The sequence below is a fragment of the Phaeobacter sp. LSS9 genome, from assembly GCF_003443595.1.
Lineage (GTDB): Bacteria > Pseudomonadota > Alphaproteobacteria > Rhodobacterales > Rhodobacteraceae > Phaeobacter > Phaeobacter piscinae.
This window is the reverse complement of record NZ_CP031956.1, coordinates 2,201,189-2,213,518: the sequence shown is the minus strand read 5'-3', so window position 1 is coordinate 2,213,518 and position 12,330 is coordinate 2,201,189. Positions and strand designations below refer to the sequence as shown.

Sequence of the window (12,330 nt, the reverse complement as noted above, 5' to 3'; positions counted from 1 at the left end):
CTAAATCAGCGGCATGAAACGTCCGATCCTGATCCACCCTGATCCCCGCCTCAAGAAGGTTTGTGCAGCCGTACCGGATATGTCCGATGCGTTGCGTAGGCTGGCCGATGACATGTTGGAAACCATGTACGCTGCGCCGGGTATTGGGCTTGCTGCGCCGCAGATCGGGGTGCTGGATCGGCTGATCGTGCTCGATTGCGTCAAGGAAGAGGACGGTCCGGCGCGCCCGTTGGTCATGTTCAACCCCGAAGTCGTGGCGTCCTCGGACGAGGCGAACGTCTATGAGGAAGGGTGCCTGTCGATTCCCGACCAATACGCCGAGGTGACCCGCCCCAAGGTGGTCGAGGTCGAATGGATGGATCGTGATGGCAATGCTCAGCGGGAGACATTCGACGGGCTTTGGGCCACCTGTGTCCAGCATGAGATCGACCATCTGAATGGCAAGCTGTTCATAGACTACCTGAAACCGCTGAAGCGGCAGATGATCACCCGAAAGATGCAGAAACTGAAACGTGAGCGTGGCCGCGGCTGACAGCGCAGCGGCCCGTTATGAGGTTGAGCGTGGGTTAAAGCATGGGTGCGTGTATTCGGGAAAGGTGAACGAAATGGCGGTTCTCCCTATCAGGGCTTGGCCGGATCCGGTGCTGAGCACCCCGACAGCCCCAGTCGCCGCACCGCGAGACGTCGAAACGCTTGCCCACGATATGCTGGAAACAATGTATGCCGCACCGGGGCGTGGGCTGGCCGCGCCACAGGTTGGCGTATTGGCACGGCTGTTCGTGATGGACACCACCTGGAAAGAAGGTGCGCGCGACCCGCTTGTCTGCATCAACCCGGACATTGTCGCGCTGTCGGAGGAGGTGGCCACAATGTCTGAGGGCTGTTTGTCGATCAAAGGCGTCAGCCTTGAAGTCACGCGCCCGGCCTGGGTCGATATGGCCTGGAGCGATTTGCAAGGGGTCCGCCATCAACGCCGGTTTGAGGGATTCGCCGCCGCCTGCGTGCAACATGAATATGATCACCTTGAGGGGCGCGTGACCTTTGACAGGGTGTCCCCCACGGCGCGTGCTGCTGCTGTCGCCACCTATGAAACTTATCTGGAGACAACCCGATGACTGTGCGCCCTTGCCTGCCTTGGCCTGACAAACATCTGCGCAGCCGCGCCGAGGAGGTCAGCGAAATCACTGATGAAACGCTCGCCCTCTGGCAGGACATGATCGACACAATGGAGGCGATGCCCGGCGTCGGTCTGGCCGCCAATCAGATCGGTGTGTTGCAACGGCTTGCGGTGGTGGATGGGTCCAGCGAGCGCGGGCGGGCAGTCCGTCTGGCCAATCCTGAAATCCTGCATGCCTCGGTCGCGCTGCGTGAGCATGAGGAAGCCAGTCCGAACCTGCCCGGCGTCTCAGCCAAGATCAAACGCCCCCGTGCGGTGACTGTGCGCTACATGGATGAAACCGGTGCCACGGTTGAGCGGGATTTCGTTGGGATTGAAGCCACCAGCGTGCAACACCAGATCGATCACCTGAACGGCAAGATGTATTTCGACAAGCTGTCGAAGGTGAAGCGCGATATGCTGATCCGCAAGGCGAAGAAGCTGAGCGGCTGAAGGTCAATCGGGGTTTCCCCAAGTTAGAGCCTGTTTCGGGCGGGCAAATTCAGAGTGAAGGGGCGACATATGCGTATTGTTTTTATGGGGACACCAGATTTCTCTGTCCCGGTGCTCAATGCGTTGGTTGAGGCGGGCCATGAGATTGCTGCCGTTTATTGTCAGCCACCTCGCCCGGCAGGGCGCGGCAAGAAGGATCGGCCCACACCGGTTCACGCCCGGGCGGAGGCGCTGGGGCTTGAGGTCCTCCATCCGGTCAGCCTGAAAGACGCGCAGCAGCAGGTCGAGTTTGCAGAGCTGAACGCAGATGTGGCGGTTGTGGTTGCCTATGGTTTGATCCTGCCGCAGGCCGTGCTGGACGCGCCACGTCAAGGGTGCCTCAACATCCATGCAAGCCTTTTGCCGCGCTGGCGCGGCGCGGCGCCGATCCATCGTGCGATCATGGCGGGGGACGCGCAGACCGGGGTTTGTATCATGCAGATGGAGGCCGGGTTGGACACCGGGCCAGTTCTGATGCGCGAGGCGACAGATATCGGCGCAGAGGAAACCACGGCTGAGTTACATGACCGCCTGTCAGAAATGGGTGCGAACCTGATTGTGCGGGCGTTGACACAATTGCCGGGGCTAACACCAGAGGTGCAGCCGGATGATGGTGTGACCTACGCCCACAAGATCGACAAGGCGGAGGCCCGGGTGGATTGGACACGCCCGGCGAGCGAGGTTGATCAGCAGATCCGCGGGCTATCCCCATTTCCCGGTGCCTGGTGCGAGATTGACGGCCAGCGCGTGAAACTTCTGGCGTCACGTGTTGTCGATGGTGCCGGGGCAGCGGGCAAAGTTCTGGATGACGCCTTGCGGGTCGCCTGCGGTGAGGGCGCGATTGAGCTGCTGAAGTTGCAGCGCGCGGGCAAGGGTGCACAGGCGCGAGAGATCTTTTTGCGCGGCTTTCCTGTCACTGCTGGCACACAGCTTTAAGGGGGGACAGGCGATGTTTCTAGCTCTTTTCGGCAGCGTGGTGATTGCTGGGATTGTTGGCTACCTTGCGGAGAAAACTGGCTTCACCCAGAACGGCTATCTGTCTTCGATCATCATTTGTGTGGGCGGCGCGTTTCTGTTCCATTTCGTAGTGATTATGTTCGGGATCGGATTTCGCGCGCCAGGGTGGAATGCGATTGTGGCCTCGATCGGCGCGCTGATCATTGTGCCGTTTCATTGGCGCCGCTAAGGGGCTGAGAGGCGGGATCAGCTACGTGGCGGGCGCGAGCGATAGACCGGCAGATGCCAACCAAAGGTGATGGAACCTGCTCGCAGAACCCAACACACCACTGCACAGGCCACCAAGGCCCAGCGGGTCGGCAGGCCGAAGGCGATGCTGATCACGGCGGTGATCGCGCCAGCCATCGCGCAGGAAATATAAAGCTCCCCCTGCTTCAAAACCAGCGGCACCTCATTGCAGACCACATCCCGCATGAGCCCACCCAGCGTGCCGGTTGCCATGCCCATCAGCACCACGATTACGGGCGGCTGCTCTGTCAGAATGGCTGCGCCGGTACCAGCAGACACCGCCACTGCCAGAGCAAAACTGTCAAGCCAGACAACCCAGCGCAACCGGCTCTCCACCAGATGGGCGGTAAAAAACACCAGCACCGCAGCAGCGGCCGCCAGCAGGATGTTGGTGGAATCCCCGATCCAGAACACCGGATGCCGATCCAGCAGGAGATCCCGCACCGTGCCCCCACCGACAGCGGTCAGACAGGCCACGAAGGCAAAGCCAACGATATCCAGCTGCGCCCGACTGGCCACCAGCGCGCCAGAGGCGGCGAAGACCAGAACGGAGGCGTAGTCCAGAAGGGTGAGGATGGTCATGCTTTGGCTTTGCCGGGTTTGAAGGGGGCCATGCCTGCGCGCGCCAGCTCATCAGCGCGTTCGTTCTCGGGGTGGCCTGCGTGGCCCTTGACCCATTCCCAGGTGACATCATGCCGACGCTGAGCCTCGTCAAGTCGCTGCCACAGCTCGACGTTTTTCACCGGTTTCTTCGAGGCGGTTTTCCAACCGTTGCGCTTCCAGCCGTGAATCCACCCGGTGACGCCGTTCTTCACATATGCGGAATCGGTGACAACCGTCAGCGTCGACGGTCGCGCCAGGCTTTCAAGCGCGTTGATTGCCGCCAGCAGTTCCATCCGGTTATTGGTGGTTTCGGCCTCGCCGCCGCTCAGCTCCTTTTCCTTGACGACGGTCTCGCCATCCATTGCCCGCAGCAACACACCCCATCCGCCGGGGCCGGGGTTGCCGGAACACGCACCATCGGTGTAGGCGAACAGCTCAGCCATGACAGGCCACCGAAATCCAGCGTGCCATTGACCCGTCCAATCCGGCGCTTTCGCCTGTGGTGCTGTTGGTGGGTGTGAAGCCGGCTGAGCGCAGCAGATCCTTCAATTCCTCGTCCTCATAATAGGTGTAGAGCCGCCCAATGGCGTCCCGGGCCTCGCCCTTACCGAGCTTCAGCGCAATGTAAAAGGGGCCACCTGATCGCAATGCCCGCCGGATGGCGCGCAGATGGCAGAGAAAGTCGGCGCGCGGGGCATGCAGCAGGCTGAAATTGGCCCAGACACCATCGTAGATGTCGATGCCGGAGAGGTCATCAAAGCTGGCGAGCTGGGTCTGAACTCCGGGGAGCTGATCTGCCAGCGCGATCATTTCAGCCGAAGCATCCATGGCCAGGGGCCGCAGGCCGGCGGATGCCATAACTGCGCTGGACGTGCCCGGACCGCAGCCCAGATCCAACACCCGACCACCGGGCAGACAAGCGGCGATGAACTCCCCAAGACGTGGATCCTGCCGCAAGTGGATCTCGTTGCGGTCTGCATACTCCGCAGCCTTGCTGTTGTAGATTTCCAGGGTCGTGCGGTCCGGTTCGCTCATAGGTACACGCCTACGGCCAAGCTGGCGATTACGATAGATGTGAGCAGCAGTCGCAGTTGCATCCACCATGATGGCGTCAGGCGCCAGACGGAGAAAGCATAGTCCAGCAGCAGCAGCCCGGCGAAGCCGTAGATCAGGTTGATGCCCGCACTGGTTGGACCACCGCCTGTCATAAAGAATGCCCAGAGTGCGGGCAGCACCGACAGCGCATAGCCCGTTGTCGCCCGCATTCCCGATGTCTTGGTCGCAAATCCCCACAGCACACCGGACATGAAGCTGAGGATAACGGAGCCGTAGAACAGCTGCACATAGGGGCCGACAAACCGCAGGCCAAGATGACTGGCCCCCCAGGCCTGTAAGGGCGGGAGCTGCGTCGTCAGCGCCCCCCATACAAAAGGTATCACCCCGGCGAGACCCAGGATCAGCGGTGCGGGCGGGATCCGGCTCATGCGCGCTCCATGGCAAGTCTTGCTGCCAAAGCTGCAAACAGACCGGCAAAGCTGCGGTTGAGCCATTTCACCACGATGTCGGATCCCAGGATCAGGTTGCGCGCTTGGGCTGCGAATAGGCCATAGAGAACAAACACCGCAAAGGTCATCGCCATGAAGATCAGCCCAAGGATCACCATTTCCTGCGTTGCAGTCTCAGGCGTGCCCGAGAGGAAGGGGGGAAGAAGAGCGAGAAAAAACACTGAGAGCTTTGGGTTGAGAATGTTGATCATCGCCCCGCGCTTGGCAATTTTCACGCCCCGATCTCGCGCTGTGGGCGCATTGGACAGCGACAGGGCACCATCCGCCTTCAGCATTTGCCACGCGAGATAGAGAAGATAGAGAACGCCAGCAATCTTCACGGCTTGGAACAACAGTGCCGATGTGTGCAGAACCGCAGCCAAACCTAATGTGGCGGCCGCAAGATGGGGCAGTATGCCAAAGGTGCAGCCAATTGCGGCCCAGATTGCGGCGCGCCGTCCCTGACCAAGGCCAAGCGCCAGCGTGTACAGCACCCCTGTTCCCGGTGCGAGGACAACGACAAATGCGGTGATCAGAAATTGCAGTGAAATCAATCGACCAGCTCCTTGGACAGACAATATAGCTCTGGCCAAGGGTAATCGGCTATTGATCAGTTGCAAGGCAAAGAAACCCTGCAGACAGGTAAAGCGGCTGCAAGGGCAAAACGCGATTGCGTCAGGCGGGTTCGCGCAGAACCCGGGGAACCTTGAATTCGACCCGCTCAATTGCGGTTTCGACCAACTCAACGGTGACCTCGAACCGCTCTTTGAAGGCGTCGATCACCTCATTCACCAGCAATTCAGGGGCTGAGGCTCCGGCAGTGATGGCCACCGAGGAAATCCCTTCAAGTGCGCGCCAGTCGATGTTTTCGGCGCGCTGCACCAGCTGTGCATATTGGCAGCCAGCCTTTGCGCCGACTTCGACAAGACGGCGGGAGTTCGACGAATTCGGCGCGCCGACCACCAGCAGGGCGTCTGCCTTGGGGGCGACTTCCTTGACCGCTTCCTGACGGTTGGTGGTGGCGTAGCAGATATCTTCTTTGTGCGGCCCGACGATATTGGGGAAGCGTGCTTGCAGCGCTGCGACAATATCCTTGGTGTCATCTACTGACAGGGTCGTCTGGGTGACATAGGCCAGATTGTCGGGGTCACGTACCGCCACGGTGGCCACATCATCCGGCGTTTCAACCAACAGCACTTCTCCATCGGGCAGCTGCCCCATAGTGCCGATAGTCTCCGGATGGCCCTTGTGACCAATCATGATCATCTGGAGGCCGTTTTCAGCATGACGCTGGGCCTCTATGTGGACCTTTGAGACCAGCGGGCATGTCGCATCGACATAGATCATCTGGCGCCGATCAGCTTCTGCTGGGATAGACTTCGGCACACCATGGGCGGAGAAGATCACCGGACGGTCATTGGGGCATTCGTCCAGTTCCTCGACAAAAACGGCGCCCTTATCCCGCAGCCCATCGACCACATATTTGTTGTGGACGATCTCATGGCGCACATAGACCGGCGCCCCCCATTTCTCGAGCGCCATTTCAACGATTTTGATGGCCCGGTCGACACCGGCACAGAAACCGCGCGGTGCGGCTAGATATAGCGTCAGGGGTGGCTTGGTCATCGCAGTCTCCTTACGGCCCAGAGCTAGGACTTTCTGTCGGCAACGTCCAGTGCTGCACAGCGGGCTTGTGCTGCTGATGCGTCAAATGGCGCGCGCTGCGCAAACAAAAGCCCGCAGACAGTGGGGAGCACTGCTGCGGGCTATGTCGGCCATGTCCGAAGCGCGTCATCGGCACCAGATTGGTATCAGCCGCTTGCGGCCGACACTGAACGCGGATCGCTTTGTTCGCGGGGGGGGCGACCAATCACGTCCTTCAACTCTTCCAGTTCGATGAAATTGTCGGCCTGGCGGCGCAACTCGTCCGATATCATCGGTGGCTGGCTGCGAATGGTAGAGACCACGGATACCCGTACGCCCTGCCGCTGCAAACTGGCGATCAGAGGGCGAAAATCGCCATCACCGGAAAATAGCACGATATGATCGACGCGCGGTGCCAGTTCCATGGCATCGACCGTCAGTTCGATATCCATATTCCCCTTCACCTTTCGGCGGCCCATGCTGTCGGTGTATTCCTTGGCCGGTTTGGTCACCATGGTGAAGCCGTTGTAATGCAGCCAGTCCACCAAAGGCCGGATCGGAGAGTACTCATCATTTTCCAGCAGGGCTGTGTAGTAAAAGGCGCGCAGAAGTTTGCCCCGGCGCATAAATTCCTGCCTGAGCAACTTGTAATCGATGTCAAACCCCAGCGCCTTTGCGGCGGCATAAAGGTTCGAGCCATCGATGAACAGCGCAAGCCGTTCGTCCTTGTAAAACATCAAATATGTCCTTCCGGTAGGCCCGTCCCAGCAGTGAGGTTCCGTGAGTGAATGCTGAAATACGCTAAAACGGGTGGACTTAATGTAGGTTATTTGACATTTGCCGCAAGTGTGTCGGGATTAAGAAACGAGGGCAAAAATGACCGAAATCCGGTCAGAGGCGCTTATTGCCATGGGGGGGAACCTGCCTATCGGCGAGCAGTCGGTGGTCCATACCCTCATAGGGGCTGTTGAGCAGTTGTCCGAATCAGACATCCGGCTGACGGCGGTGTCGCGGTTCTATCGTACGCCTTGTTTTCCGGCCGGGTCCGGCCCCGATTATGTGAACGCGGCGATTGCCATACGCACAAATCTGTCGCCGCGTGCCTTACTCGATCTGTTGCATCAGGTTGAGGCAGACTTTGCCCGCCGCCGTGTGCAGCGCTGGGGGATGCGGACGCTGGATCTTGACCTGGTCGCCTATGATGATCTGATCTGTCCCGATGTGGCCACCTTCGAACGTTGGAAAGATCTGCCGCTTGATCAGCAAATGCAGGAGGCGCCGGGTCAGATGCTGATACCGCACCCACGGCTTCAGGATCGCGGCTTTGTCCTCGTCCCGTTGCGGGATATCGCACCGGATTGGCGGCACCCGATTCTCGGTCAGACGGTCCGCGAGCTCTGCGCTGCGCTGCCAATGTCGGATTTGAGTGAGATTTCCCCGGTCTGAGCCGCCAATGCGCCCCATTCGGCGCTTGTCAAGAGAAAGCTTTGGTTTTAGAAGTCACCCTTCTGGACTTATTTTGATTTGGAGAGTCGCCTATGGCCCGCGTGACGGTTGAAGACTGCGTAGACAAGGTTCCCAACCGCTTTGAGCTGGTGATGCTCGCCGCGCATCGTGCCCGTGAGATTTCGGCTGGCGCCGCGCTGACGGTTGAACGGGACAACGACAAAAACCCTGTCGTATCCCTGCGTGAAATCGCTGACGAAACCCAGAGCGCCGACTCTCTGCGCGAGCGTCTGATCGAAAGCAATCAGACCCAGATCGAAGTGGATGAGCCGGAAGATGATTCCATGGCCCTGCTGATGGGTGCGGAGAATGACAAACCCGCCACCGATGACATGTCGGAAGAGAAACTGCTGCGTGCGCTGATGGAGGCGCAAGGGCAGGGCTGAGACGTCGCAAGACATAGTGAGCTGAGGCTGCGGACCGGAAATGATTTCACCAGAAGACCTGATTGCTCTGGTCCGCAACTACAATCCCCGGACCAATGCGGACAGGATCGCCGATACATATGCGTTCGGTGAGCAGATGCACGATGGGCAGTTTCGCCATTCGGGCGAACCCTATTTCACCCATCCCGTAGCAGTCGCGGCCATCCTGACCGAACAGCGGCTGGATGATGCCACCATCATCACCGCCCTACTGCACGACACCATCGAAGATACCAAAGCTTCCTACGATGAAATCTCCACGCGGTTCGGGGATGAGGTGGCAATGCTGGTCGATGGTGTGACCAAGCTGACAAACCTGCAGCTGTCCAGCCGCGAGACCAAACAGGCCGAGAATTTCCGCAAGCTGTTTATGGCGATGTCGAAAGACCTGCGGGTCATTCTCGTCAAGCTCGCGGACCGTCTGCACAATATGCGGACCATCAAGGCGATGCGCCCGGACAAACAGGCTCAAAAAGCGCGCGAGACCATGGACATCTATGCGCCGCTGGCTGGTCGCATGGGGATGCAATGGATGCGCGAGGAGCTGGAAGATCTGGCCTTTCGTGTGCTCAATCCTGAAGGGCGCCAATCGATTATCCGCCGCTTCGTCACGTTGCAGCGCGAAACAGGTGACGTGATCCACCGCATCACCGGCGACATGCGGGCGGAGCTTGAAAAGACCGGGATTGAAGCCGAAGTATTTGGCCGCGCGAAGAAACCCTATTCGATCTGGCGTAAGATGCAGGAAAAAGATCAGGGCTTTTCGCGGCTCTCTGATATCTACGGGTTCCGCATCATCACGGCGACTGAGGAAGACTGCTACCGCGCGCTGGGAGCCATCCATCAGCGCTGGCGGGCGGTCCCCGGCCGTTTCAAAGACTATATCAGCCAGCCAAAATCCAACGGGTATCGGTCAATCCACGCGACCGTTTCCGGGCGCGATGGCAAGCGGGTCGAGGTGCAGATCCGCACCCGCCAAATGCATGATGTGGCCGAAACCGGTGTGGCGGCACATTGGTCCTATCGCGATGGTGTGAGATCCGAGAACCCCTTTGCCGTTGATCCCGCAAAATGGATTGCGTCCCTCACGGAACAGTTCGACGCGGAGGAGGATCACGATGAGTTCCTCGAAGCGGTCAAGCTGGAGATGTATTCGGATCAGGTGTTCTGCTTCACACCCAAGGGGGATGTGATCAAACTGCCCAAAGGGGCGACGCCGATTGATTATGCCTATGCAATCCACACCCGCATCGGGCATGCCTGCGTGGGGGCAAAGGTGGATGCAATCCGCGTGCCGCTCTGGACCCGTTTGCGCAATGGCCAGTCGGTTGAGATCATCACTGCTGAGGGGCAGACCCCGCAGGTGAGTTGGCTGGACATTGCGACCACCGGCAAGGCGCGCACCGCGATCCGCCGCGCCCTGCGGGAAGCGGACCGGGCCCGGTTTGTGAAACTGGGCCATGAGTTGGCGCGCTCCGCCTTTGAACATGTCGGCCGCAAGGCCACGGATAAGGCGCTTGAAACAGCGGCGCGCGCCCTTCGTGTAAGTACGGTGGATGAATTGCTGGCCCGTCTTGGGGCAGCCGTTCTCACGGCTCATGATGTGGTTCAGGCCGTCTACCCGGAGCTGGCCGCAGACGACAGTGATGAAGTGCCTCCTCGCCGGGCAGTGATTGGTCTTGAGCCGGGGCAGAGCTTTGAGCGTGCGCCCTGTTGCCAGCCCTTGCCGGGCGAGCGGATCATTGGAATCACTTACCGGGGGCGTGGCGTTGTGGTGCATGCCGCAGATTGTGACGCGTTGGGAGAGGTGGAGGACCAGCCCGAACGCTGGGTCGACCTGCATTGGCATAGCGGAACCCACCCGGCGGTCTATGGTGTGACGCTGGAGCTGACCATCGGCAATGACGCCGGTGTGCTGGGACGCATTTGCACATTGATCGGTGAGAAAAAGGCCAATATCTCAGACCTTGAATTTGTCGATCGGAAACCAGACTTTTACCGGCTGATGATTAATGTCGAGCTGCGGGATGTGGAGCAGCTGCATTCGCTGATGTTGATGCTGGAAGCCGAGAGCGATGTCGCTGCCGTTGCTCGGTTCCGCGATTTGCCGGAAAGCCGCCCAAAGCTCGGGTAGCCGTTCAGTAGGATTTGGGAAGGACGCGTATCTTTGGTATTCAGGCGCCGTGATAGACGTCCGCCTCTGCGCGCGGTTGCCGATTTTCTGTGGCCACGTGGCGGCTGGGGGCGCGCATTTCACTACGTGAAGCACCGTGTCCGCCGTCTGCCCGATTCGCCAGAACGGATCGCCCGCGGTGTTTGGGCTGGCGTCTTCACCACATTTACCCCGTTTTACGGCATGCACTTCGTTGTGGCTGCAATCATCGCACGGCTGATGAACGGCAATATCCTAGCGGCGCTCAGCGGAACATTCTTTGGCAATCCGTTGACATATGTGCCGATTGGCGTCGCCTCGCTGCAGACCGGACATTGGATTCTGGGAACCGAATTCGATGCCGACGTGGACAAGTCACTGGTCGGGAAATTCCTGGCGGCGGGTGATGATCTGTTTGACAATCTGATTGCGCTGGTCACCGATCGCCCGGCGGATTGGCAGGGACTGACCCTGTTCTACCACGAGGTGTTTTACCCCTATCTTGTCGGCGGCGTTATTCCGGGCATCATTACGGCAACGGTTTGCTATGTGCTCAGCGTGCCGGTGATCCGGGCCTACCAGCAGCGCCGCCGTGCCAAGATCAAGGCGAAGTTCGATATTATCAAGAAACGCGCCTCTCTGGACGCTGAAAGCGACAGTGGCAGCTGAGCCGTCACGCCAAGGCATAATTTGGTGGTTTCCGGGCTTGCCCTTGCCACCGCAGCGCCTAGTCTCAGGCGAAAGGCACTCTAGTAGGAAATTGAATCCATGGCACAGACGTCCTTGCAAACTGCCGGGCTGCGGCTTGGTGTGAATATCGACCACGTGGCCACCGTGCGCAACGCGCGCGGCGGCTTGGCGCCGGATCCGGTACGGGCGGCAAAATTGGCCGAGGAGGCCGGCGCTGACGGGATCACTGCGCATCTGCGAGAGGATCGTCGCCACATCACCGATGCCGATATCGACGGGCTGATGGACGCCCTGAGTGTGCCATTGAACTTTGAGATGGCGGCAACGGAAGAGATGCAGAAAATCGCTCTGCGTCATAAACCCCATGCGGTGTGCATCGTGCCGGAAAAACGCGAAGAGCGCACCACCGAGGGGGGGCTGGAAGTGGCCCGCGAGGAGAATAAGCTGGCCCACTACATTGCGCCCTTAAGGGAGGCCGGGTGCCGGGTGTCAATCTTCATCGCTGCGGATCAGCGCCAGATTGAGGCCGCCCACCGCATCGGGGCCGAGGTCATTGAGCTGCACACCGGGGCCTATTGCGATGCCCACGCGGAGGGCGATTTTGCCAAACGCGACGCCGAGTTGGCCGCCCTGCGCGAGATGTCGAGCTTTGCGCATTCACTGGGGCTGGAGGTCCACGCCGGACACGGCCTGACATATGATTGTGTACAGCCTATCGCCGCTTTCCCCGAGGTGCGTGAATTGAATATCGGACATTTCCTTATTGGCGAGTCGATCTTCAGAGGGTTGACCCCAGCCATTGCCGAAATGCGCCGCCTGATGGGCGAGGCGCGAGGTTAGCACCTCCTCAGGCCACCATGGCCCTTGCCAGTG

The 12,330-nt window shown here is 59.7% G+C and carries 17 protein-coding genes; 10 read left to right on the top strand and 7 right to left on the bottom strand.

All coding sequences use genetic code 11. The annotated features are described in order from the left end of the window. Window positions 1–13: 13 nt before the first annotated feature. The 5 genes from def (D1820_RS10660) to D1820_RS10640 all read left to right on the top strand — a co-directional run bounded on the left by def (D1820_RS10660) (window position 14) and on the right by D1820_RS10640 (window position 2,834). Window positions 14–532, top strand: a complete 519-nt coding sequence (gene def, locus D1820_RS10660; RefSeq protein ID WP_040176010.1) for a peptide deformylase — start codon at window positions 14–16, stop codon at window positions 530–532. Between the two features lie 73 nt (window positions 533–605). Continuing rightward, the gene (gene def / locus D1820_RS10655; RefSeq protein WP_118070142.1) at window positions 606–1,115 is read left to right on the top strand and encodes a peptide deformylase; all 510 of its coding nucleotides are present in this window, start codon (window positions 606–608) and stop codon (window positions 1,113–1,115) included. Next, window positions 1,112–1,609: a peptide deformylase gene (def, locus tag D1820_RS10650; protein ID WP_118068957.1), complete on the top strand. Its 498-nt coding sequence runs from the start codon at window positions 1,112–1,114 to the stop codon at window positions 1,607–1,609. The genes def (D1820_RS10655) and def (D1820_RS10650) overlap by 4 nt, the downstream gene beginning before the upstream one ends. Before the next feature lie 69 nt (window positions 1,610–1,678). Beyond that, entirely contained in the window at window positions 1,679–2,584 is a 906-nt protein-coding gene (gene fmt, locus D1820_RS10645; RefSeq protein WP_118068956.1) for a methionyl-tRNA formyltransferase, read from the top strand. 13 nt (window positions 2,585–2,597) lie between these two features. Further along, complete coding sequence (locus D1820_RS10640; protein WP_040176018.1) at window positions 2,598–2,834, top strand: hypothetical protein; 237 nt, start codon at window positions 2,598–2,600, stop codon at window positions 2,832–2,834. A gap of 17 nt (window positions 2,835–2,851) precedes the next feature. Here D1820_RS10640 and D1820_RS10635 read toward each other — a convergent pair whose 3' ends face one another. The 7 genes from D1820_RS10635 to D1820_RS10605 form a co-directional block, all read right to left on the bottom strand. Continuing rightward, window positions 2,852–3,475 carry a trimeric intracellular cation channel family protein gene (locus tag D1820_RS10635; RefSeq protein WP_040176019.1) on the bottom strand — a complete coding sequence of 208 codons (624 nt, stop codon included), beginning with the start codon at window positions 3,473–3,475 and terminating at the stop codon, window positions 2,852–2,854. Then, window positions 3,472–3,939: a ribonuclease HI gene (rnhA, locus tag D1820_RS10630; protein ID WP_118068955.1), complete on the bottom strand. Its 468-nt coding sequence runs from the start codon at window positions 3,937–3,939 to the stop codon at window positions 3,472–3,474. The genes D1820_RS10635 and rnhA overlap by 4 nt, the downstream gene beginning before the upstream one ends. Then, the gene (locus tag D1820_RS10625) at window positions 3,932–4,531 is read right to left on the bottom strand and encodes a bifunctional 2-polyprenyl-6-hydroxyphenol methylase/3-demethylubiquinol 3-O-methyltransferase UbiG (RefSeq protein WP_118068953.1); all 600 of its coding nucleotides are present in this window, start codon (window positions 4,529–4,531) and stop codon (window positions 3,932–3,934) included. The genes rnhA and D1820_RS10625 overlap by 8 nt, the downstream gene beginning before the upstream one ends. Then, window positions 4,528–4,980 (bottom strand): DUF3429 domain-containing protein, encoded by a 453-nt coding sequence (locus tag D1820_RS10620; RefSeq protein ID WP_118068951.1) that lies wholly within the window; start codon window positions 4,978–4,980, stop codon window positions 4,528–4,530. The genes D1820_RS10625 and D1820_RS10620 overlap by 4 nt, the downstream gene beginning before the upstream one ends. Then, the gene (locus D1820_RS10615; protein WP_040176024.1) at window positions 4,977–5,594 is read right to left on the bottom strand and encodes a LysE family translocator; all 618 of its coding nucleotides are present in this window, start codon (window positions 5,592–5,594) and stop codon (window positions 4,977–4,979) included. The genes D1820_RS10620 and D1820_RS10615 overlap by 4 nt, the downstream gene beginning before the upstream one ends. A gap of 121 nt (window positions 5,595–5,715) precedes the next feature. After that, window positions 5,716–6,666: a 4-hydroxy-3-methylbut-2-enyl diphosphate reductase gene (ispH, locus tag D1820_RS10610; protein ID WP_118068950.1), complete on the bottom strand. Its 951-nt coding sequence runs from the start codon at window positions 6,664–6,666 to the stop codon at window positions 5,716–5,718. A gap of 185 nt (window positions 6,667–6,851) precedes the next feature. Next, window positions 6,852–7,421: an NYN domain-containing protein gene (locus D1820_RS10605; protein WP_014876066.1), complete on the bottom strand. Its 570-nt coding sequence runs from the start codon at window positions 7,419–7,421 to the stop codon at window positions 6,852–6,854. 139 nt (window positions 7,422–7,560) lie between these two features. Between D1820_RS10605 and folK the strand changes: the two genes are divergently transcribed. From folK to D1820_RS10580, 5 genes are all read left to right on the top strand, one after another. Beyond that, the gene (folK, locus tag D1820_RS10600; protein ID WP_118068948.1) at window positions 7,561–8,130 is read left to right on the top strand and encodes a 2-amino-4-hydroxy-6-hydroxymethyldihydropteridine diphosphokinase; all 570 of its coding nucleotides are present in this window, start codon (window positions 7,561–7,563) and stop codon (window positions 8,128–8,130) included. Between the two features lie 92 nt (window positions 8,131–8,222). Next, entirely contained in the window at window positions 8,223–8,576 is a 354-nt protein-coding gene (gene rpoZ / locus D1820_RS10595; RefSeq protein ID WP_014876064.1) for a DNA-directed RNA polymerase subunit omega, read from the top strand. Between the two features lie 40 nt (window positions 8,577–8,616). Further along, a complete protein-coding gene (locus D1820_RS10590) occupies window positions 8,617–10,749 on the top strand; it encodes a bifunctional (p)ppGpp synthetase/guanosine-3',5'-bis(diphosphate) 3'-pyrophosphohydrolase (RefSeq protein WP_118068947.1) in 2,133 nt (710 codons plus the stop codon). Window positions 10,750–10,782: 33 nt separating this feature from the next. Next, the gene (locus tag D1820_RS10585; protein WP_040176032.1) at window positions 10,783–11,436 is read left to right on the top strand and encodes a DUF2062 domain-containing protein; all 654 of its coding nucleotides are present in this window, start codon (window positions 10,783–10,785) and stop codon (window positions 11,434–11,436) included. 99 nt (window positions 11,437–11,535) lie between these two features. Next, the gene (locus D1820_RS10580) at window positions 11,536–12,297 is read left to right on the top strand and encodes a pyridoxine 5'-phosphate synthase (protein WP_118068945.1); all 762 of its coding nucleotides are present in this window, start codon (window positions 11,536–11,538) and stop codon (window positions 12,295–12,297) included. The last annotated feature ends 33 nt before the right edge of the window (window positions 12,298–12,330 follow it).

Coding starts and splice junctions, on each gene's coding strand:
- D1820_RS10625 (WP_118068953.1), bottom strand. CDS start 4,531: ATGAGCGAACCGGACCGCACGACCCTGGAAATCTACAACAGCAAGGCT.
- fmt (WP_118068956.1), top strand. CDS start 1,679: ATGCGTATTGTTTTTATGGGGACACCAGATTTCTCTGTCCCGGTGCTC.
- def (WP_118068957.1), top strand. CDS start 1,112: ATGACTGTGCGCCCTTGCCTGCCTTGGCCTGACAAACATCTGCGCAGC.
- D1820_RS10635 (WP_040176019.1), bottom strand. CDS start 3,475: ATGACCATCCTCACCCTTCTGGACTACGCCTCCGTTCTGGTCTTCGCC.
- def (WP_118070142.1), top strand. CDS start 606: ATGGCGGTTCTCCCTATCAGGGCTTGGCCGGATCCGGTGCTGAGCACC.
- D1820_RS10640 (WP_040176018.1), top strand. CDS start 2,598: ATGTTTCTAGCTCTTTTCGGCAGCGTGGTGATTGCTGGGATTGTTGGC.
- D1820_RS10620 (WP_118068951.1), bottom strand. CDS start 4,980: ATGAGCCGGATCCCGCCCGCACCGCTGATCCTGGGTCTCGCCGGGGTG.
- D1820_RS10605 (WP_014876066.1), bottom strand. CDS start 7,421: ATGTTTTACAAGGACGAACGGCTTGCGCTGTTCATCGATGGCTCGAAC.
- def (WP_040176010.1), top strand. CDS start 14: ATGAAACGTCCGATCCTGATCCACCCTGATCCCCGCCTCAAGAAGGTT.
- rpoZ (WP_014876064.1), top strand. CDS start 8,223: ATGGCCCGCGTGACGGTTGAAGACTGCGTAGACAAGGTTCCCAACCGC.
- folK (WP_118068948.1), top strand. CDS start 7,561: ATGACCGAAATCCGGTCAGAGGCGCTTATTGCCATGGGGGGGAACCTG.
- D1820_RS10590 (WP_118068947.1), top strand. CDS start 8,617: ATGATTTCACCAGAAGACCTGATTGCTCTGGTCCGCAACTACAATCCC.
- rnhA (WP_118068955.1), bottom strand. CDS start 3,939: ATGGCTGAGCTGTTCGCCTACACCGATGGTGCGTGTTCCGGCAACCCC.
- ispH (WP_118068950.1), bottom strand. CDS start 6,666: ATGACCAAGCCACCCCTGACGCTATATCTAGCCGCACCGCGCGGTTTC.
- D1820_RS10580 (WP_118068945.1), top strand. CDS start 11,536: ATGGCACAGACGTCCTTGCAAACTGCCGGGCTGCGGCTTGGTGTGAAT.